At 68.0% G+C, this 20,010-nt stretch carries 12 protein-coding genes and 1 pseudogene; 3 read left to right on the top strand and 10 right to left on the bottom strand.

The window, feature by feature from the left end; translation table 11 throughout:
* Window positions 1–56: 56 nt before the first annotated feature.
* A complete protein-coding gene (locus tag PV734_RS39725) occupies window positions 57–1,736 on the bottom strand; it encodes a cellulase family glycosylhydrolase (RefSeq protein WP_319095271.1) in 1,680 nt (559 codons plus the stop codon).
* Between the two features lie 115 nt (window positions 1,737–1,851).
* Window positions 1,852–2,829: a helix-turn-helix domain-containing protein gene (locus PV734_RS39720; protein WP_319095491.1), complete on the bottom strand. Its 978-nt coding sequence runs from the start codon at window positions 2,827–2,829 to the stop codon at window positions 1,852–1,854.
* 101 nt (window positions 2,830–2,930) lie between these two features.
* Between PV734_RS39720 and PV734_RS39715 the strand changes: the two genes are divergently transcribed.
* The gene (locus PV734_RS39715; protein ID WP_319294270.1) at window positions 2,931–3,983 is read left to right on the top strand and encodes a saccharopine dehydrogenase NADP-binding domain-containing protein; all 1,053 of its coding nucleotides are present in this window, start codon (window positions 2,931–2,933) and stop codon (window positions 3,981–3,983) included.
* 350 nt (window positions 3,984–4,333) lie between these two features.
* Here the strand turns inward: PV734_RS39715 and PV734_RS39710 are convergent, their stop codons facing one another.
* Window positions 4,334–4,819 carry a hypothetical protein gene (locus PV734_RS39710; protein ID WP_319095273.1) on the bottom strand — a complete coding sequence of 162 codons (486 nt, stop codon included), beginning with the start codon at window positions 4,817–4,819 and terminating at the stop codon, window positions 4,334–4,336.
* A gap of 67 nt (window positions 4,820–4,886) precedes the next feature.
* Window positions 4,887–5,312 (bottom strand): TIGR03668 family PPOX class F420-dependent oxidoreductase, encoded by a 426-nt coding sequence (locus PV734_RS39705; protein ID WP_319294268.1) that lies wholly within the window; start codon window positions 5,310–5,312, stop codon window positions 4,887–4,889.
* Between the two features lie 225 nt (window positions 5,313–5,537).
* Between PV734_RS39705 and PV734_RS39700 the strand changes: the two genes are divergently transcribed.
* Window positions 5,538–6,125 carry an HD domain-containing protein gene (locus tag PV734_RS39700; protein ID WP_319294266.1) on the top strand — a complete coding sequence of 196 codons (588 nt, stop codon included), beginning with the start codon at window positions 5,538–5,540 and terminating at the stop codon, window positions 6,123–6,125.
* 118 nt (window positions 6,126–6,243) lie between these two features.
* Here PV734_RS39700 and PV734_RS39695 read toward each other — a convergent pair whose 3' ends face one another.
* Window positions 6,244–7,056, bottom strand: coding sequence for an aminoglycoside phosphotransferase (locus tag PV734_RS39695; RefSeq protein ID WP_319294264.1), 813 nt, complete (start codon window positions 7,054–7,056; stop codon window positions 6,244–6,246).
* A 556-nt stretch (window positions 7,057–7,612) separates the two neighbouring features.
* Here PV734_RS39695 and PV734_RS39690 point away from each other — a divergent pair.
* On the top strand, window positions 7,613–8,581 hold the full coding sequence (locus PV734_RS39690; RefSeq protein WP_319294262.1) for a hypothetical protein: 969 nt from the start codon (window positions 7,613–7,615) through the stop codon (window positions 8,579–8,581).
* Window positions 8,582–9,271: 690 nt separating this feature from the next.
* Here the strand turns inward: PV734_RS39690 and PV734_RS39685 are convergent.
* From PV734_RS39685 to PV734_RS39665, 5 genes and pseudogenes are all read right to left on the bottom strand, one after another.
* A pseudogene (locus tag PV734_RS39685) lies at window positions 9,272–9,487 on the bottom strand (helix-turn-helix domain-containing protein); the annotation flags it as partial.
* Between the two features lie 35 nt (window positions 9,488–9,522).
* Complete coding sequence (locus tag PV734_RS39680) at window positions 9,523–9,861, bottom strand: helix-turn-helix transcriptional regulator (protein ID WP_319095283.1); 339 nt, start codon at window positions 9,859–9,861, stop codon at window positions 9,523–9,525.
* Window positions 9,858–10,241, bottom strand: a complete 384-nt coding sequence (locus PV734_RS39675; protein ID WP_319095284.1) for a type II toxin-antitoxin system RelE/ParE family toxin — start codon at window positions 10,239–10,241, stop codon at window positions 9,858–9,860. Before PV734_RS39675 ends, PV734_RS39680 begins: the two co-directional genes overlap by 4 nt.
* Before the next feature lie 779 nt (window positions 10,242–11,020).
* Window positions 11,021–11,482 (bottom strand): hypothetical protein, encoded by a 462-nt coding sequence (locus tag PV734_RS39670; RefSeq protein ID WP_319294260.1) that lies wholly within the window; start codon window positions 11,480–11,482, stop codon window positions 11,021–11,023.
* On the bottom strand, window positions 11,479–19,620 hold the full coding sequence (locus tag PV734_RS39665; RefSeq protein ID WP_319294258.1) for a ricin-type beta-trefoil lectin domain protein: 8,142 nt from the start codon (window positions 19,618–19,620) through the stop codon (window positions 11,479–11,481). Before PV734_RS39665 ends, PV734_RS39670 begins: the two co-directional genes overlap by 4 nt.
* Between the last annotated feature and the right edge of the window lie 390 nt (window positions 19,621–20,010).

Below are 20,010 nucleotides of genomic sequence, written 5' to 3'. Positions count from 1 at the left end.
CCAGAGGGCGGCGTTCCGGTTGCGGAACGCCGCCCTTCGGCGACTGGTGCGTCGTATCAAGTGGTCGTGCAGGAAGTCCCGTTGAGCGTGAACGACGTAGGCGCCGGGTTCGTCGCTCCCTTCGCCCCGATGAAGCCGACCGAGACCGAGCCGGCGGCCGGGATCGTGGCCGTGTAGGAGGCGGGTACGACGCTCACGTTGGCGCCGGTCTGGGTGGGCGTACCGCCCCACATGTTGTTGATGGTCTGGCCGCCCGCGAAGCTGAAGCCCAGCGTCCAGTTGGTCAGGGCGGTGGTGCCCGTGTTGCGCAGGGTGATGTCGCCCTGGAAACCGCCCTGCCACTCGCCGACGACCCGGTAGGCGACGGAGCAGCTGACTCCGGGGGTGCCGCCGCCCGGGGACGTGGTGACGTTCACCGTGGCCGAGCGGGTCGACCGGTTGCCGGCCGCGTCCCGTGCGTACACGGCGAAGGTGTACGCCGTGGCCGCGGTGAGGCCGGTGACCGTGACGGTGCTGGTGGTGGAGGCGGCGGCCGTGGTCTCCGTACCGCCGCTCACGCGGACGACGTCGTAACCGGCGACGCCAACGTTGTCAGTCGACGCGGCCCAGGTCAGGGTGGTCGAGGTGGCCGTGGTTCCGGACGCCGCCGGGGTGCCGGGGGCGGTCGGGGCCTGGGTGTCGGTGCCCGTGCCGCCGCCGTAGACCGTGGCTTCCTTGGAGGTCTGGGCGATGCCGTTGGCGCCGTTGAAGATGCGCTGGCCCCAGGTGCTGAGCTGCTTGGGGTCGAAGCCGATCGACAGGTCGAGGATCGGGTCCGTGTTGCCGCTCCACGACCAGGCCAGGTAGCCCAGCTTCAACTGCTGGGCGGTCGCCATCATGGTGTCCTCGTCGGGGTCGCCCCACTGGTCGGCGGGACCTCCGAACTCGCCGATCAGGATGGGGAGTTTGGCCGTGACGAAGGCGTTCAGGTAGTCGGTGATCTCCGCCGCCGTGTCGAAGACGCTGTACATGTGGATGGAGAAGATCAGGTTGCCGGTGGTGTCGGCGTTGTACACGGACTGGGCGTTGGCGCGCATGACGCCCTGCCAGTCCTGACCCCAGTTGGGCGCGTCGACCATGATCGTGTGCTGGAAGCCGGCGGCGCGCAGCTTCTGTACGGCCGCGATCGTCGGGGCGGTCCAGCCGGCCGGATCGGTGTTGCCCCAGGGCTCGTTGCCGATGTTGATGATGACGTAGTCCTCTTGACCGGCGAGCACGCTCTTGAGGCCGATCCAGTAGTCGGCGGCCTGGTCGAGTGTCCCGGCGGCGGCGTCCTCGCCGTAGCCGGTGGTGTCGTGCACCTCCAGTACGCAGATCAGGCGGTTCGCCTTGCACTGCGCGACGACGGCGGCCACGTCGTCGGCGGTGTTCTTGGTCCAGCGGTGCCCGTCGGCGAGGACGACGCGGACGGTGTTGGCGCCCAACGCCTTGACGTCCCTGAGGGATTGGGTCTGGGTCGGGTACCAGGTGTGGGCGTGGTTGACCCCCCTCATCACGAAGTCGTTGCCGTTGCCTTCGAGGAGACGGCCGTTCGAGATGTGGAGGCCGGTGGCCAGGGCGCGGGGCGGCTCGGCCTGCGCCTGGGCGGGGGTCGGGGCGAGCGCCAGGAGGCCGAGGACGGTGGCCAGGGCGGTCAGCAGGACGGTCAGGGGGCTCTTTCGCGTGGTGCTTCTCGTGGTGCTTCTCTTTGTTCTCACTGCGACTCCAGGGAGTGAGCGCCAAGAAACTTCAGCAACAGCGGAAATGTGGGAGCGCTCCCATACACGCATGACGACAGGGACACGTCAAGACATCGCGCACACCGGCCGTCCGTCAGCCGGTGCCGGATCGTGTGCTGCGGAACGTACGGCGATACGCGTCCGGGGGCACACCGATCGTGCGGTTGAAGTGGCGGCGCAGGGTCGTGGCGGTGCCCATGCCGACGGCCTCCGCGATGGCGTCGACACTGTCGCCGGTGGCCTCCAGCAGCTCCTGGGCACGCCGGATCCGCTGGGTCAGCAGCCACTGCAGCGGGGTGGTGCCGGTGACGGTCCGGAAATGGCGGCCCAGGTGGCGCGAGCTCATGTTGGCCCGGCGGGCCAGGTCCTCCACGGTCAGCGGTCGGTCGAGCCGTTCGATCGCCCAGGGCAACAGCTCGGCGAGCGGATGGTCGTCCTGCTCGGGCACCGGCGCGGTGACGAACTGCGCCTGGCCGCCCGCCCGGTGCGGCGGTACGACGAGGCGGCGGGCGACGGTGTTGGCGATCGCCGAGCCGTGGTCGAGCCGTACGAGGTGCAGGCACAGGTCCATCGAGGCCGCCTTGCCGGCGGAGGTGAGCACGCTGCTGCCGTTGTCGACGTACAGCACGTCCGGGTCGACCTCGACGAGGGGATGCCGGGCGGCCAGGACATCGGTGTGCGCCCAGTGCGTGGTCGCGCGCCGCCCGTCCAGCAGTCCGGCGGCGGCCAGCACGAACGCGCCGGTGCAGAGCGAGGCGACGCGGGCTCCCGCCTCGTGGGCCGCGCGTACGGCGTCGACGAGTTCGGCGGGTGGGGCGATGTCGACGTCGGCCCAGCCGGGGACGATCACCGTGTCCGCGTACGGGAGTTGGTCGAGGCCGGCGTCGGGTTCCATGAGGAAACGTCCGACGTGGACGGGGGCGGGGCCGCAGACGGTGAGGTCGTACCAGGGGAAGGCCAGACCGGGGAGACCGGAGAGGTCGGAGCCGAACACCTCGTACGCGACGGCCAGTTCGAAGTGGAGCATGCCGTCGGTGAGGGCGAGGGCGACGGTCCTGGTACCCGGGCTCATGCTCATGTCCGGAATTGTACGGGGCATGTCGTTCCGGACACTCGTGTGGGGCGATCGACGTCGTCAGGATGGTGGTCATGCGAACACGACGGGGAGAAGTCATGGGATCGGCAGCGGTGTCCGGGCAGGCGGTTGTGGTGTACGGCGCGTACGGGCACACCGGGCGCTTCGTGGTGGCGGAGCTGCTGGAGCAGGGGTTCACCCCGGTCCTCTCCGGGCGGGACCCGGAGCGGTTGCGGGAGTTGGCCTCGTCGTCCCGCCCGGGGCTGGAGGTCCGGCCGGCCTCGGTCGACGACCCGGGCGCACTCGACCGGGCGCTGACCGGAGCGTCGGCGGTGATCAACGCCGCGGGGCCGTTCGCCGCGACGGCGGCACCGGTGATCGAGGCGGCACTGCGGGCCGGGATCCCGTATGTGGACGTGGCGGCGGAGATCGAGGCCAACCTCGACACGTTCACGCACTTCGGGGAGCGTGCGCGTGCGGCGAACACGCTGGTGGTCCCGGCGATGGCCTTCTTCGGCGGCCTCAGCGACCTGCTGGTCACCGCGGCGATGGGCGACTGGACCTCGGCCGACGAGGCCCACATCGCGTACGGCCTGAGCAGCTGGCACCCGACCGCCGGCACGCGTGTCGCGGGGGCGGTGTCCCGGGAGCGCCGGGACGGCCGCCGGGTCCGCTACAGCGGGGGCGCACTGGAGTACCACGACGACGCGCTGCCGACCCTGAAGTGGCCCTTCCCGGAGCCGATGGGGACCCGGGAGGTGATCGGCGAGTTCTCCATGGCCGACGTGGTCACCGTCCCGAGCCATCTGGACGTACCCGAGGTGCGCACGTACATGGCGGCGGAGGCGGCCAGGGACCTGGCCGCGCCGGACACCCCGGCGCCGGTAGCGGTCGACGAGGACGGGCGGTCCGCGCAGACGTTCGTGGTCGATGCCGTCGTACGGTCCGGTGGCGTGGAGCGGCGGGCGGTGGCGAGCGGGCGGGACATCTACGCGGTGAGCGCGCCGCTGGCGGTGGAGGCGGTGCGGCGAGTACTGACGGGGCGTACGCAGGCTGTGGGGGTGGCGTCGGCAGGGGCGGCCTTCGACGCGGGTGACTTCCTCGGGGCGCTGTCCGGGGCCGGGCACATCTCGGTGGAGTGGTTCCGGTAGGGGCGGATGGGGGTGAGCGGGCCCCGGCCGGGTCTGCCGGGCCTGGACCGGCTGGGGAGCATCTGCCGAAGCTCGACCGGCTGAGCCAGGACCGTCCGGGCCAGGCGCTCAGCAGTTCTTCGGGGCCGTGCGACGCCTGGAGCCCTGAACAGGTAACTCCGTTGCGCAAGGCCGCCACCAGCGGGACGGATCGTGCGCGGCCGCCAGCGCAATGGTTGCATCAGGAATAGTATCGGCCGGAATACTATCGCCAGCGCTAGTATCGCGCCCGGCCGTTGAGCCACCCCTCGTACACCCCCAGGGCGCCCGGGCGGTCGTCCGGACGATGGCAATCCAGCCGTCGGCTGCAATTACCTGCTCACCGGCGCTGCGACGACAAGGACTCGATCGGCCTCGACATCGAACCCGAGCACCGGATGGCCCTGGTCGCCTTCCGGATCCATCAACACCGGCTTCTCCAACCGTCGACCGATCTCCCGAAGGAACCCGCAGAACACGTCGAGACGCTCCTGCCCCTGCAACTCCCGCAAGTCGACATCGAATTCGACTTCGTCGTCGGCATGGAAACGGAAGATCGCCAGCACGTCGGCAGTCGGCCACACCCTCAGGACCGGGCACTCGGCGTCCGCCGGTCGGGACAGCACAGTCTCCGCACGGGGCACCGGAAGCACTGCTTCCCCTTCGGAGTACTGGCACTTCCAGCCCTTCTCCGCGACGAGATCGAGGACTGCCTGCCAGTCCTCCACCGAGGCACTCGGAACACGCACGTCTGGCAGGGACCCCAGCAGGTCTGGGTCGAAGAAGCACTTCACGTCATCCCACAGCAGGTCGTTCACCCCGCCATGCGGCCCGGCCTGCCGAACCGGCATGTACGTCACCTCGGCTCGGGCTGTCTCGGCAGGGCTATGCGAAAGCCCAGCCGCTCCACTTCTCCACCCGAACGGCGACCACGGGGCCCTGAGGAGGGGAGTCCTTGTACTGGCCTTGCCGGTCGTACTTGTCGCACAGCGACACCACCGCGTGGAGGCGCTCCTCGCCGTCCTCCAGGACTTCCCCGCGACCGTCGGCGCGAGCCCACCACAACTGCGACCAGTCCTCGTCATAGTGGTCGGCCAGTACCGTCACCGACGGATTCTCACGGATGTTGCGCAACCGCCGTAGGTTCCACGTGCTTTTGGGTTTGTGATCGACCGCGAAGTACAAGATGTCGTTCACGACGACGAAGGTCACGGGTACCGCGTGGGGCACTCCCTGGGGGTCGGCCGTCACCAGCCGGGCGACAGGCGACGCGACAAAACGTTCCCGGGCAACGAGCGGCGAGAGCTTCATGCATCTCACCGTAGCCATGCGGATGTCCAGGCTCCTGCGTCATCCGCCACGAACGACGGGACCGCACCCGTCGACGGGGACGTGCGTCTGTACCGACCTGTTGCGGTCCGGTGCAGCAGGCCGACTCCTACGCGACCGGCTGCCCGTGCTGTTGGATAACCGGAGTTGCGGAGCATCCGGTACGTGACGCGATCCGCCTCGCCGAGGCGTGAAAGGAGCCCAACGGTGGCTGAGGCTGAGGACCTGTCCGCGGTGGCGCGCTTCCTGTACGAAGCGGGGACGCTGAAGCAGACAAAGCGCACCGGCTGGTGGATGGCCGGCGTACGCGACCCCGAGTCGGTGGCCGAGCACTCCTGGCGCACCGCTCTCCTCGCGTCGATCATCGCGAAGCTCGAAGGTGCCGACCCCGCGCGGGCCGCCTACCTCGCGGTTTGGCACGACTGCCAGGAGACCCGGACCGGCGACGTGAACCACCTCGGCAAGAAGTACGCCACCGGCGCCGACCCACAGGCCGTCACCGCTGACCAGGTCAGCGGCATGCCGGAGATCCTCGCCTCGGCCGTACGGGAACTCGTCGCCGAGTACGAGGAGAAGGAGTCCGCCGAGGCGATCTGCGCCCGGGACGCCGACAAGCTGGAGTGCATGATCCAGGGCATCGAGTACAAGGCCCAGGGCTACGAGAACGCCCAGCGCTGGATCGACAACAGCCGGGGGCGGCTCACCACCAAGTCGGCCAACGAACTCGCCGACGCGGTGTTGGCGACGGGGACGCTGGACTGGTTGCGTGCGGCGCTCGGGGAGAACCTGGGCTGACTGAGGACTCTGCGGGTACAGAGTTCAGGCCCCGGGTTCCCGTGTCGTCGTCGTGGTCAATGGCCGAACGGTCTCCCGGCCACATTCGCGATGGAACGGGGTGCCCAGGCACACGCAGTCAGGCCGTCCGTGCACGATGAGCGGCCCATTCCTTGGCAGCCGAGTGGATGCTCTGGGTCCAGGGGTTGGGCGACTCCTCGGCGATCTCGGTCCAGACGCTTTCGTTGGCCAGAGCGAACGCGTTCAGCCCTGCCTCGGGAGCCTCACGGAAGGCAGGGACACGTGAAGCCCATTGCTCGGCGCTCCCGGGTGTGTGGCCGCCCTCGGCGATCAGCCAGACGACCCAGTACCCGGCATCCAGCCACTCGGCTCCTCGGGTGGCCCATGCCCAGTCGACAAGCCACGCCCGTCCCTGACCGACCATGACGTTGGCGGGGTTTGGGTCGGTGTGACACAGGGCGTCTCCGCTGAAGTACACGAGATCTGCGTCAGGTGCGTGCTCACGCAGCCGGTGTCCCGCCTCCTTCAGCTCCACACCGTCCGGCGCGCGCAGCCCCGACAGCCGTTCCAGAGTCGCGGCGACGAGCGGGAGATCCTCCGAGCCGGGCGCGTAGTCGGCGTGGCGGCCGTCGAGTGCGTCGAAGGCGACGAGGTCCCATCCGCCGGCCCTGAGGTGCCACCGCACGCGTGGCGAGATGCCGCTCACGTACGGGCCCACGGCCGCCTCTCGCTGCTGCGTCCACGCTCGCGGGTGATCCGCAGGCAACCCCTTGACGTACACCTCACCGTGCTCGGTCGTCAGCCGCGCGGAGATGGCGGAGTTGAAGCCTGACGGCATGGTCGCAGTGCTCAGGAGCGGGCCTGTGCGGGCGATTACGGAGCCCTGGACATCGTCGGGCAGGTCGGCGAAGTCGATGCGATCGATCGGCATGGGGGCACTTTCACAGAGACAGAGGAGGTCCCGCGCAGCGTCTTCCCGCACGATGGGGACGCGGCACTGGCGGCGGAGTCTCGGGGCTGGTTGCACGTAGGGCTCGGGGAGAAGGTTGAGCCGACCGGGGAAAGCCCCGGGGCTCGGAGTTCAGGGCCCGAGTCCTGGCGTCCCGGCCGATGTCCCCGCCGCTCTCGTCACACCCTCGCACCCGCAATCCGGCGAAGACTGAGCCCCGAGCTCCAGGCGCCGAGATTCGAGCCCCTTTTGTATTGAATGGGCGGGAAGTTGAACCCACCCTCCCACCCTCCCCCGGTCTTGGCGCTGGCCGTGCACGCGCCTCAACTGCCCTCCATACCAGCGGATATGACTTTTCGTGACCGGCTTGCGACGCGCCGTGGTGACCGTCTAGCGTTCGCGGCAACAAACAACCCCGGTCGGGTGCGACAACACCCGCCGGGGTCTGACCGACAAGATCCTCACAGGAGATCTCATGGCGTACGACGACTTTATCGCTGCCCTGGCTGCCCCCGCAGCCCCTCCCCATCCCCACCCCATGGCCAGTCCCGGTTACGGCAAGCGCTGTGCCCCGGACCAGTCGCCGCCCCGCAAGGGCGACTTCGGCCACCTTCCGGTCCGCGCCGCCTACATCGCGAGCCTCCTCGACCGGCTCTGCGAGAACGCGGCCATGGATGCCAAGACCATCGCCAAGGCGCAGCCCCTCTACGGCCAGGCGGCCGTGCGCACCACGCTCAACGAACTCGGCGTCGCCGGGCATCTGCGCCGGGTACGCCGAAGCGTTCCGTCCGGTGACGGAGTGAGCGGCACTCGGTGGGTCGTCAACACGTACTGGTCCCGGACCGCACGTGACAACGAATGGTGGGCCACTTTCCTCCAGGGTGACGTGACGCGCGAGGCGCCCGCAGTGATGCCGGGAGCCGCCGAGGTCCGGGAGACCGGCCTTCAGGAGGCCCCGGCAGCCGACGAAGACCCGGAAGAGTCCGGCGCCGCACCAGCCCGGACCGCCAACTCCCCACGCCCCGACCGGGATCGGGGTCCCTCCACCGCGTACGACACCCTCGCCCGGCTCGGCCTCCGGGAGCCCCGTCTCGCTCTGTCCGCCGCCGACTGCGCGGCCCTGGAAGAACTGGCCGCCGACTGGCTGGCCCGGGGTGCGACGCCTGAGCTACTCACCGGCGCTCTCGTCGCCGGGCTGCCGGACCCCGTGCACTCACCCCGGGGGTTCGTCCGGAGGCGGCTGCTCGACAAGATGCCGCCCGAGCGGGTCGTCGTACCGCCGGCTGCTGCGGCTCCTGGTCCCCGGCGCACCCTGCTGGTGGAGTGCACCGACTGCGGGGTGCCGGGGCGGCCGGAGGCTTTGCCGGGTGGGCTGTGCCGGGGGTGCCGCACCCGGGATGCGAGCGGGCCGAGGGCGCCTCGGCAATCAGTACGGCGACCCGATCCGACTGTGCACGCCCTGGCTGCCGAGGTGCGCGCCGGAATGCGCACACCCCAGCGCGCCTGAACGTCGTCCGCACGGGGCCGAGCCACGACTGTGAACCTCAGAGCCAATCGAAAACGTACCGATTCGTAGCCCGGTCGAACGATTCGTCGATCCTGCGACGCGGCAGCCCGAATTCTTCTTCGGACCAACGACACATCGCAACGGAAATTCCATCGACCTGGAAATCTGTTTCCACGAAACCGAGCTCTTCGACCCGCACGGTGACTGGGCGTCCACCAACGCTCCGCGAAATCCCCGGGGCTGACGCGGAAATCCCGTCACTCAGCTTTCGTTTAAATTCTTCAGGAAGCTTCACAATGGCCTCACCGAGAGAGATCCAGACAGGCCCGGAGGGATCTACCCGCTCCCCCTCTGCTCCCTCTTGGAATTCGGCTTGCGCAGTGATCGAGATTCGAACGCCCCAAGACGTCTTCAGGAGTTTGTACACATACGTCCGGGGATTACCCATCAGTCGAACCTCAAGAGTGAGAACACGTTGGAAGAGAAGAAATGCTCTGTTCCGAGATTTGTCGGTCTGGAAACGTAGCTCAGGCCATGGCTTGCATCCCCACCTCACAAAAGGCTGAGCTTGTCCATGAAATCAGTGGACACCTCATTCGTGCTCGTGCGCTGGAGTCTGCTGGTGTTGCCGTCACTACTGCCGTCAGTGGCCTACACCGCCTGGGGAATTCCAGGAATTTCGAATGCGTGTCAAGCGGCTTCGTCGTGCGGGGTGAGGCTGATGGTCAGGTCGGCGCCGAGAGCCCGAGCCAGGCGGCGCAGGAGGGGAAGCGTGGGTACGGTCCCACCGCCTTCGAATCGGGAGATCTGCGGCTGCTTCATCCCGCACCGCTCGGCCAGCTCGGCCTGGGACAGCCCGAGCTCGATGCGCCGGTCGTGGACGAGTTGCCCGAGCTCACGGGCGAGCGCGGAAAGCGGGTCCTGCATGGTTCCTCCCCGCCTCAGGCCGCTGAGGCGACGATGGTGACGGTGGGCTCGTCTCCGCCGGCGAGGTGCACGTCCACTGTGAGGTCCAGTGCGCGGGCCAGGCGCATGATGACCGCGATGGGCGGCAGCTCGGTGGCCGTCTCGATGCCTTCGATGTCATCGACCTCGACGTGCATGCGCTCGGCGAGTTCGGCCTCGCTCAGCCCGAGTTGCTTACGCCGGTCGTAGACGGCCTTGCCCAACGTCATGGCCAGGCCGGCCTCTTCGTAGAACCGGTCGTACTCGGGGTCAGCGTCCAGGTGCTCGCCCAGCAACTGGCGGTGGCGACGGGTCCTCCATTCACTGTGGTTCATCGGTTCTCCTTGAGGTTGCGGCTGTAGAGGTCGTGCTCGGCGGCGGCTTCATGCTCTGCCTCACACAATCGCTGTGCGGCGTGGGCGCGGTCCACTTCAGCCTGCTCGCGCATCTTGGTCTTGCGGAACACGGTGAGCAGAACGACACGTCGGCCGGGCGCCAGCCAGTAGGTGATCCGCTGATGGGCATCACCCAGACGGAAGCGCAACTCGCGGAGCTTGCCGCCCAGGTGGCGGGAGTGCGGTTCGTCGAGCGTGGCGGGCTGCTCGGCGAGCAGGTCGGCGACGCGTTCGGCCTGCTTGTAGTGATGGGCGGGAATGTTCTCCAGCCACAGCCGCACCTCCGGCTCGATCTCGATCGAGTACCGCCCGCTGTTCATATCGCCGATGATATATGGCACGGGGTGCAAGAGCGCGACTTCGTAGTGCAGGTCTGTGCCGTCGCCGCGACCGCAGCCACTCCAACGTCGCACACCCCCGCACTTCCCCCTTCGCCCTGACGCCACGGCGCCGCCCGCAAACCAGCGGCAACCTGCCGAGGTGGCGCAAGGGCGGCTTCTTTCGGCAGGATCGGGCCCGAGCGGGAGAGGCAGTGTACGGCCGGGCTGGTGCGTCGCCCAGTCTGGCGGCGCGGGGCCTGAGCGGGGGAAGTCGGCCCCCGACGGGCGGCCGGGAGCTTCGCTCCCCGACGGAGGCAACGCCGACCACCGCCCTCGGTGAGACCGGCGAGACGAACATGAGGGACGGCCCCCTGGTCAGCCCCTGTGCGTACGATGCCGCAGGACGGTCGTATGCGACAACTTGCTGTGCGACGTGCAAGGGCTCGCGCCCACAACTTGCTCCCGGCGGTGCCAGTTGAGCCTCAACACTCGGCACGAGCGTCGGCGGCTCGCCCGACGGTGGGTCGGTCGGCGATGTTCGGCCGGTTCAGACGGGCGGGCTGGAGAAACTCGCTGCCACCGGCCAACTCGCACCCCTCACACGGCAGATAGACCGACTCGGTGGATGCGCACACCCGATCCGCCTCACCGGGCACCGCACACGCCTCGACGTCGGCAGGGTGCGCTGGAAGTCGGCGGTCTTCGCGTCCAGCGCCGCGATCGGAGACCGGCGAGAACGCACCGCCGATTCCTCGGTGGTGCGTTCTCGCCGATTGCACTTAGTTTGACGGAATATTCACAACCGTCACTTGTCCATCCATTAGGCATTCGATGAGCACCGAACCGCCGAGCGGGTGGATCCAAAAGTGCGGCCCGGCGTCCAGGATGTCCCGCGCGTGTCGCACCGCAACATCCGCAGGCATGGTCACGGCCGGCATCAGATAGTTGCCCCAGATGACGGCGATCCGCTCACCCCGCTGCACGTACGAGGAGAGCAGCTCCGCCGCCATCCTCGTCCAGTGCTCCTCATCGTCCCACCAGAGGCGGTCTTCGAACGGAGTAGACTCGAAGTCGATCACGTCACCGGTAGCAGCCGGAAATCGGCTCAGCGTCGCTGCCGCCAGTGCACGGTTCTCGGCGAGATCCAGCTTCATCACCTGTCGGCCGTCATCGTCACGGGGGTCATTCATGAAGTCCGGAAGGTATTCCGGATGACTCCCATAAGAACTACCGTCGGTCATACATTCCGCCTCAACCACGTCGAAATACTCCCGCCAGGGAATCTTATCGCCCATTTTCGAACCGCCGCACCCTTACCCGTCATCACATTGATGTGCGGGCCGATCCTGTCGTCGGTATCCAGGCGGAATGACCTGTATTCCCCACCGCTGGCCGCGGTGAACCCGGTATCCCTACCGAAGGTGTCGACCGCGGACTCCATCGTCCCCTGCCGACGCTGCCACGAACCGGTGTCGATGGGCCCCACGATGTCTAGGGCCTGGTTTCTGGCCTGTTCGAACGAGTCCGCGTCCAGGACAACCTCACTACGAGGCTTCTCCGGGTTGCACCTGCAGAGTTCGGAGTGTCCGGGTTGCGATCCACCGCAGTTGTGAACCAGTACCGGGGTGGCCTCTGCCAGCACGTAGTAGGTGTGCAGGCTGCTGACGGTCAGGTTGTGGACCGTGGCGCCCTGCGCCGTCCAACGCTCGATGGCGGTGACCTGGACCAGCGTGCCGGCTCCGGTCTGCAGCCACTGGCCCGGCTGAAGGTCCGTTGCCTCAAGCCACTCACCGAGTTCCGGCACCCAGAACGGGTGGCCTTCCGTCGCCGTGACCTCGGCGGTCTTCGAGCCCTTCTTTCCGTCGGTGTCGATGGTCACCTTGACCAGGTGCTTGAGGCCCTCGCCCTTGATCTCGGCGGTGACTTCCTCAGCCTCGGTCTGGCCCGTTTCCGGGTCGGTGGCCATCACCTTGTCGCCGACCTTGACGTCCTTGATCGCCTTCGTCGAACCGTCGGCCATCAGGACCCGGGTCTCCGGGGTGAAGCTGTTGATCGTGCAGCTCGCGCCATCGCCGGACCCGCCATCGGATCCGCCACCCGAGTCGGCGTCGTCCCGCCCCGAGTCCCCCCGCTTCCCGCCGGACTTGTTCTCCGCCCGGCCCCCGCCCGAAGACCCCTTCTCCTGGGCCGTCTTGCGGGCCTTGACCTGCGGGGCGTTGCCTCTTGCGCCCTTCGAACCTGTGTGGGCCTTCTTCTTCGCGGCCTCCGCCGCCGCCTTGGCCGCTTCCCTTGCCTTGCGTTTGGCTTCCGCCGCCGCGGCCTCCGCCGCCTTCTTCGCCCTGATCAGTGCGGCCTTCGCCGCCTTCGCCGCCTTCAGGCCTATCTCCGCGGCGGCCTTGGCCGCCTTCCAGGCCTTCACGGCGCCCATCGTCGCCTTGAACGCCTTGAACATCTTCTTGCCCTTGGAGAAGACGCTCGTCCACGGAATCGCGTCCATCAGCAGGCTGCCGCAGGCCCACAGGTCGCCCTGGGAGAAGCAGCCGACCACGTCGTTCCAGCCGATGAACTCCTTGAACACCGCCCAGCCGACGCTGAGGATCACATCGCCGATCGACACCGACAACGTCCGCTGGAACTCCGCGATCTGCGCGTCCAGCGCCGCGATCGACGCATCGAAACTCGACGCCGACGAGGTGAGACCGCTCGGGTCCGAGTGCGTGACCGGGTTGTTGTTGGCATAGGAGTAGCCGTTCGCCTGGAGCGCGTCGCTCTGGTCCAGGACCGGGTCCGCCGAGACGAAACGGCCCGTCGCCGGTTCGTACTCCCGCGCCCCCAGATGAACCAGACCCGCCCCCCGGTCGTCATCACCGGTCGCGAACGCCGTACGCGAACGCGCCGACGTGTACCCCGTGCGGTCCTCACCCCACGGATCCTTCTTCGTGATGCGGACCTGCCCGCTGTCCAGCCGCACCTCCGCCAGCGGCGTCCCGTTGTGGTCCACCGCACCCGCGAAGAGGTGCTCGTCCGCGCCGCCAGAGGTCGAGGACGCCTGCCGGTAACGCGACACCGTCGGAGCACCGCCGTGACCGTAAGTCCGCTCCGCCGAGCGGAACTTGCCCGAGGCCGTCAGGGAGACCGTCGTGTCCGGCAGATGCAACACCGCACCCGCCGCCGAACGCTCCAACACCCGGTTGCCCAGACCGTCGTACACATACATCGTCTTCGACGCCGGCTTGAACACCTGACCCGTCGCCGACGCCGCACAGGCCGCCAGGACCAGATCCGTACCGTTCGCGGTCGACGGGGCGTTCATGCACAGGCTGGTGCCCTTGAGCTTGAGCAGGCCCGTGTCCAGGACCTCCCACTGCTGGGTCGCCGTGGCCTTGTTGCAGGGCTGGACCTGGACCGCCGCGCCCGCCGCCGCGCTCGTCGGCTGAGCACAGGCGCCCGCGACGACGAACTGCCCGACGGTCGTGCTGTCGACGGTGCCGTTGTTGTCGGCGTCGACGCCTCTCAGGCGAAAGTTCTGTGCCTTGGACGCGTTGCATACGTAGATCTGGATGGCGGTGCCGGCCACGGGGTTGCCGCCCCCGAGGTCCATGCACATGTCGGAGGTGCCCAGCCAGGGACCGGAACCGTCCGGGCCGAAGCCCGTCACCGTCTCGACCTGGCCGTCCCACGTCCAGGTCAGACCCTGGGACGTGTCACCGCCGGTGGAGCGGTTGGTGAGCCTGCCCGCCGCGTCATACTTCTGCGTCGAGCCGGTCTTGACCTCGGCGCCAGCCGCCGTGTACGTCGTGGCGTCGAACGAGGTCAGCGTGTGCGGCTGGTCGTTCTTCTCCGTCGTGACGTCGCTCGTGCCGTGGTGGTAGGCGGTGGCCACGTCGCTCGTGGTCACCCGCGCCCCGGCCGTGGTGAACGTCGGGTCCGCCTTGTAGGCCGTCTTCGACTCCCGGTTGCCCAGCACGTCGTACGTGTACGACTGCCAGTAACCGTCGTTGTTGGACGAGACGTTGACCTTGCCGTCCGCGTACACCGGCTCGGCCGTCGACTTGCCGGAGGCCGTGCACGCGCCGCCGCTCGGCGTCGTCCACGCGGTCTTCAGCTGGCCCAGCGTGTCGTAGGTGAAGCACTGCCGGTCGGTGTAGGTCGCGGCACCCGAGCCGATCTTGTCCGACACCGACAGGATGTTGCCCGACGGATCGTAGGCGTAGCCGCGCTCGCTCACCTTGCTGCCCGTGACGGCCGCGACACCCGTGTCGGTCGTGTTCTCTCTCTGGAGCTTGCTGGTGAGCAGTTCACCGGTCGACTCGTCGAAGGAGTTGTCCTGCCACACCCGCTTGCCGACCTCGCCGACGGTCGAGCGCATCACCTGCCCGTACGGCGAGTAGGACGTCTCGGCGACGTACCAGTCCCGCCCGGAGACCGTGGTCGGCAGACCTGCCTCGTTGTACCGGTTGATCACGGTCTCGGCGCTCAGCCCGCCCACCTCGGGGGTGGTGTACCTCTCCAGCTGACCGTCGTCGTCGTACGTGTAGTCGTACGTGTAGATGCTCTTGAAGCCGTCCGCGGTCGTCCCCGTGGTCGTGCCGTCGGGCATGGTCAAGGTCATCGACATCGGCTGGTAGTCCGCCGTGTACCCGGCGATCGACGTCTTGTACGCCTGGCTCTCGCCCCCGTCGTAGCGGGTGGCATACGCCAGCTGCCCCTTGCCGCCCGGCACCGAGTCGTACCCGTACGACTGGACCTTCGTACCCGTACTGCCCGCCGGCGAGCCCGCCGCGGTGAACTTGACCTCGCTCACCCGGTTGTAGCGCTCATAGCTGTAGGCGAGCTTCCCTCCCAGGGCGTCGGTCGCCCAGTCCACCCGGCCGTACGCGTCGTACTCCGTGTGCGTGGCGCCCGTGTCCGGGTCCGTGGTGTCGGTGACCCGGCCCAGAGCGTCGTACTGCCACGTGCGGAAGTGACCGACCGCGTCCGTCGACCTGCTCATGTCCCCGCGCGCGTCGTACTCGTACTTCGTACTGATCGCACCGGCCTCGGTCAACGCCGTGTCGCTGTACGTGTCCTGCTGGACCGTGCGGCCCAGCGTGTCCGTCCACACCCGGGAGCCGGGCGTGCCCTTCGGCTGACGGACGATCGTGTAGTCCAGGCCGTACTGGTAGCGGGTGCGGCGGTCCGTCGTCGCCACCGTCGAGTTGCCGTCCGGGGCCGGGAGACCCGTCTGGGCGAACGAGTGGTGAACCGGGGTGACCGTCAGGACACGACCCAGACCGTCGTACGTGTAGGTCGTCGCGTTGGGAACGAGCGACTCGGACACGGGGACGACCAGTCCGGTGCCCGGGTCGTCCGCCATGTAGTAGGCGTTGCGGGTGAAACTGACCTGGCCGGCCGCGTTGTGGAAGGTGTCGGTGATCAGCTTGCCGCCGCCCACCGCTGGGGTCTGCGACTGCCGTTCACGGCCCAGACCGTCGTAGATCGCGGTGGACTTGCTGTACACCCCGTCGTTGTCCTTCGTGCTGCTCGGGTTGTCCTGCAGCGACTCGGTGACCACGGACACCGGTTTGCCCTCGAGCGTGTTGTACGTGTACTTCGCGTCGGGGTCGTCCGTGGCGGGCTGGGTCGGGCCCCAGGCGGCCGTGGTGCGGCCCAGCGGGTCGTACGTGTACGACGTGACACGGTTGTTGGCGTCGGTCGAGGTCAGGGTCGCGCCGCGGCCGGGCTCCACCTTGGTGGTCGTGACGAGGCCGGCTTCCGCCCCGCTGCTGTCGATCTTGGTGCCCTGGACCGTCTTGATCTCGTAGACCTGGCCGGAGGGTGGCGTGTAGGTCGTGAGGTTCGTCAGTCCGGTCGGGTCGACGACCTTGGTGACCCGGCCGAAGGCGTCGTACGTCGTCCGCGATTCGGGGTTGGTGGACTCCCAGCCCGTACCCGTCCCCGTGGGCAGCTCCGTACGCGTCGTCTGTCCCTTGGTGGGCGTGCCGTCCAGATCCGTGGAGCCGTCGTAGTAGACACGCGAGCCGCTGACCAGCGTCTTGGCCGTCGCCGACGTCAGGGCCGTCGAGCAGGTGGTCGTGCCGGTCGTCGTGATCGTCTGCTTGACCAGGCCGACCAGATAGACGCTGTCCGTGGCACCGGAGTTGTTGTGCGTGTACGACGTGCGGGTGCACGAGTCGTCGGTCGTCTTCGTCGCGGCGGTGTCGCCGAACTCCCGCACCTCGGACGGCAGGCCGTACGAGTCGTAGTCGGTCTCCGTCTTCACCGTGCGCAGCTGCGCAGAGTCGCCCGGCCGGGTGCCCGAGGACTTGGTGACCGTTATGACCTTGCCCAGCGTCACCCGCTCGGACACCACGTCCGGGCCGTCCGTCCGGTCGCGGGTCGCCAACCGCACAGGCGCGTCAGGGTAGTTGACCGTACGGGATATCCAGCCGCTGGAGGAGTCCGCGGCGTGGTCCGGGTAGGTCAGCGACTCCGCGACCATCCCGGCGTACGCCTTGCGGTCGGGTGCGATGTTCGCAACACCCGTGACGTCCTTCACCTGGAAGTCGCGCTTGACGTCGTCGTTCGCGTTCTCCGGTGTGCTGTCGTCCAGGACGTCGTCGCTCATGCCCCGGAAGTAGCGGGTGACCTCCTTGGAGGCGATGCTGCCGTCCGGGGCCGACGGGACGCCGGAGATGGTCGTGACGACCGGGTAGCCGCGCCAGTCGTCCCAGGTGCGGGTCTTCGGACGGGAGAACTCCCCCTGGCTCTTCGCCCAGAGGGCGCCGACAGTCTTGTCGGACGTGTTCGTCTCGTACTTGTACGACGTCGTGATGTCCGTCGCGTCCGCCAGTTGCGGATACTCGGTGATCGAGTCGACTACATACTTGTGGAACCAGGAGATCCGCTTGTCGGTCAGCTCGCCGTCCGCGTGCCAGTAAGCCGGGTAGCAGCGCAGCGTGTTCTTGTCGACCTCCGGGAAGTTCTTGCCCGCGAGGCAGGCATCCTCCGGCGCCATGTACGTGACGTGGGTGCGTCCGCCGTACTCGGAGACGACATCCTGGATGCGCAGTCGGCCGAAGAGGGGGTCGGTGTCGCCGGTGGCCTTCTTGACGCGGTTGGGCAGGGACAGTTTGTTGCGGCCGAAGATCACCGGCTGCAGGCGCGCGGTCGAACCGTCGACCGCATAACCGGTACGGGTGATCGACTCCAACCAGAGGGCCGTGTACTCACCGGTCAAATCCCAAGGGAACGACTGTTCGAGGTTCCAGGAGTCGACCTTCGAGAGGGCGGTGGTGCCGTACGTCTCGTCGTCGATGCCGCAGGCGTTGCGGGAGCCCGAGTCGTTCTTGTCGTTGTACTCGGTGAGCTTCACGCCCTGCTCGCGCTGGGTGCACGCGGTGATCGTGGCCAGGCGCTTGCGGGACCAGAACGTGGGGGCGTACGTCGCACACTTCTCGCCCGCCTTGCAGGCGAGGTCGGCCGGGGTGTCGAACCAGGGCCGGGTGAGGTCGGACTGCTTGGAGTCGAAGTTGGTGTCGGAGCAGTTCCAGGTCCAGATGCCGTCCTTCACGAAGCAGCGTTGCTGGTCCGTGAAGTTCATGCGGCCCAACGGCTCGGAGGAGTAGAGGGTGTCCTTGTGCTGCCCGTAGTCGATGCGGGTCAGGTAGCCGGCCCGGTCGTAGGCGACCGCCTTGGCTTCCTTGTTGTTCTTGGCGTAGGCGTTGGTCTCCTTGTCCCACCACAGCGACATGGCGTTGCCGTTGAGGTCGACGACGTAGTCGAGCTGGAAGCGCCAGCCCTGGTCGCAGAAGGAGTCCTCGAACTTGGCCGCGTAACAGGGGTCGGCGGCGACGCCGTTGTCGCCGGGGTGGTTGCCCGCGACCGGCACCTTCAGGACCGACTCGGTCTCCTCCTTGCCGGAGGTCCAGCCCGGCAAGCGGTTCATGCCGAAGTAGTACTGGGTGCCGTCGCTGGTGGTGACCCGCCAGAACTCCCCGTTGTTGTCGCCGTTGTTGGAGGCGGGGATGCCGGTGATACGCGTGTAGTCGGCTGAAGTCAGCAGCTCCACACGGGTGTTGTCACCGCGCGAGGTCTTCCATTCACCGGTGGCGTCGCTCTTCACCAGCTCCGTGGTGGTGCCGTTCAGCGTCAGGACCGCGTTGTACGAGCCCCAGCACTGGTCACCCGTGAAGTGGTCCTTGTTGTTCGCGCCGGAGGTGTCGGCCGCGCAGCCCACGAACGTGCGCGTGATCGCACCCGGGTTGTAGTCCCAGCCCTCACCGATCCAGGAGACCTGGTTGTTCGTGGCGGACGTACGGCCGTCCGAGGACTGCGAGTTGTAGCTCAGCGTCACGTTCGGGGACGGACCCGAGGGGACCTGCGGGCCCGCCATCGTGTACGCGTACGTGAACGCGCCGGAGGAGCCGCCCTGCGACCAGGTGCCGGACGAGGCCAGCGGGGTCGCGGCGAAGTCGCCGCCCGCGCCGGCACCGTAGGAGGTGCCGACCAACAGGCCGCCCGCGTTGGAGTCGGCCACCTTCTGTACGCCGGTCCGGCTCTCGCCACGCCACACCGCGGAGTCGACCGAGCCCTTGTCGGCGCTCGCGGCGGTGGAGGCACTCGTGGACGTGGCCGTGGACACCGCTGCCAGATCGGCGGTGTCGAGCGTCACGTTGAGAAGCGTCTCCTGGATGTCCTTCGTCTTGTCGGTGGAGTCGGAGGTCTCGTCGGTCGCGCCGTCTTCGCCAGGGTCCGCCTCCGAGCCGGAGTCGTCGCCGCCCGCGTCGACCGAGACGGTCACCTCGTCGGTGGTGCGCTGGACCTCCGTGGTCACGGGGATGCCGGTCGAGCACTCCTCCAGCTCCGGAGTGGTCGCGTAGCAGGCGGGCATCAGGGCGAACGACAGCCGGTCCAGCCACTGCGCGCTGTACGTCTCGGCGAAGCGGGTCGCGTCGATCTGGACGACCGCGTTGCCGGTGGCGGCGTCGGGGGCGTCGACCTGGAGCATCAGGCCCTGCGCACCGGCGGCCACCGCGTCGGTCTCGGGCTTCACCGTGACGTTCCAGGCGCCTTCGAGGGAGTCGGCCTGTGTCTGCGTCGCACCATCGGGGGCGGTGACGCCGACGGTCACCGTGCCGTCAGTGGAGGCGGCCACCTGCTTGGGGGTGCCGCCCGCGGTGACGTCGGTGACCGCCGCGGGCAGGTCGACGGCTGCGGGGACCTCCGCGACGGCCGCCGGGAGGTATTCGGTCAGCTCCTGCAGGACGGGCTTCTCGAGGTTCTCGACCTTGTCGGTCTTGTCCTCGTCGAGCGGGACGGCGTCCGTCTCCTGCAGGTCGTCCAACTCGACCGTCGTACGGGCATCGTTGTCGGGGCCGAACGCGACAGCGCCCTGCAACGAGGTGACGTTGAGGGCGAGAAACAGGGCGGCGACAACTCCGAGCCGCGCTCTTCGGCGGAACAGCCGATCACGTGTTGATCTCTCCGTCAGCCGTCCTTTGCCGCACCACGACAAGCCCCCACTCATGGCCGACCGACCCTTTCCCCGTAAACCCCGTGCCACAAACCATCAATAACGTCCGGACCGATGTCGACGGAAACGTTCGGAGTAATGGCAAGTGGTGATCAATGACTGGATGAAATTCGCTCCTCGTGAAGATTCACGTCAAGGCCAGATAAGTCTGTGTTAGGTATGCCACAAGCCAAAGTCGGGCAAAGAACGGCAAAGAATCGCTATACCGGTTGGCTGCTCACACTCCTCCTGCACCGCGACTCCACAAGGGTGTTG

Origin of the sequence: Streptomyces sp. AK08-02 (assembly GCF_033795085.1) — a bacterium.
In the GTDB taxonomy this organism is placed as follows: domain Bacteria; phylum Actinomycetota; class Actinomycetes; order Streptomycetales; family Streptomycetaceae; genus Streptomyces; species Streptomyces echiniscabiei.
Note: the sequence above shows the minus strand (reverse complement) of the source record. Positions and strands in the feature narration are given on the sequence as shown.

Coding starts and splice junctions, on each gene's coding strand:
- PV734_RS39720 (WP_319095491.1), bottom strand. CDS start 2,829: ATGAGCCCGGGTACCAGGACCGTCGCCCTCGCCCTCACCGACGGCATG.
- PV734_RS39715 (WP_319294270.1), top strand. CDS start 2,931: ATGGGATCGGCAGCGGTGTCCGGGCAGGCGGTTGTGGTGTACGGCGCG.
- PV734_RS39705 (WP_319294268.1), bottom strand. CDS start 5,312: ATGAAGCTCTCGCCGCTCGTTGCCCGGGAACGTTTTGTCGCGTCGCCT.
- PV734_RS39695 (WP_319294264.1), bottom strand. CDS start 7,056: ATGCCGATCGATCGCATCGACTTCGCCGACCTGCCCGACGATGTCCAG.
- PV734_RS39690 (WP_319294262.1), top strand. CDS start 7,613: ATGGCCAGTCCCGGTTACGGCAAGCGCTGTGCCCCGGACCAGTCGCCG.
- PV734_RS39680 (WP_319095283.1), bottom strand. CDS start 9,861: ATGAACCACAGTGAATGGAGGACCCGTCGCCACCGCCAGTTGCTGGGC.
- PV734_RS39675 (WP_319095284.1), bottom strand. CDS start 10,241: ATGAACAGCGGGCGGTACTCGATCGAGATCGAGCCGGAGGTGCGGCTG.
- PV734_RS39670 (WP_319294260.1), bottom strand. CDS start 11,482: ATGACCGACGGTAGTTCTTATGGGAGTCATCCGGAATACCTTCCGGAC.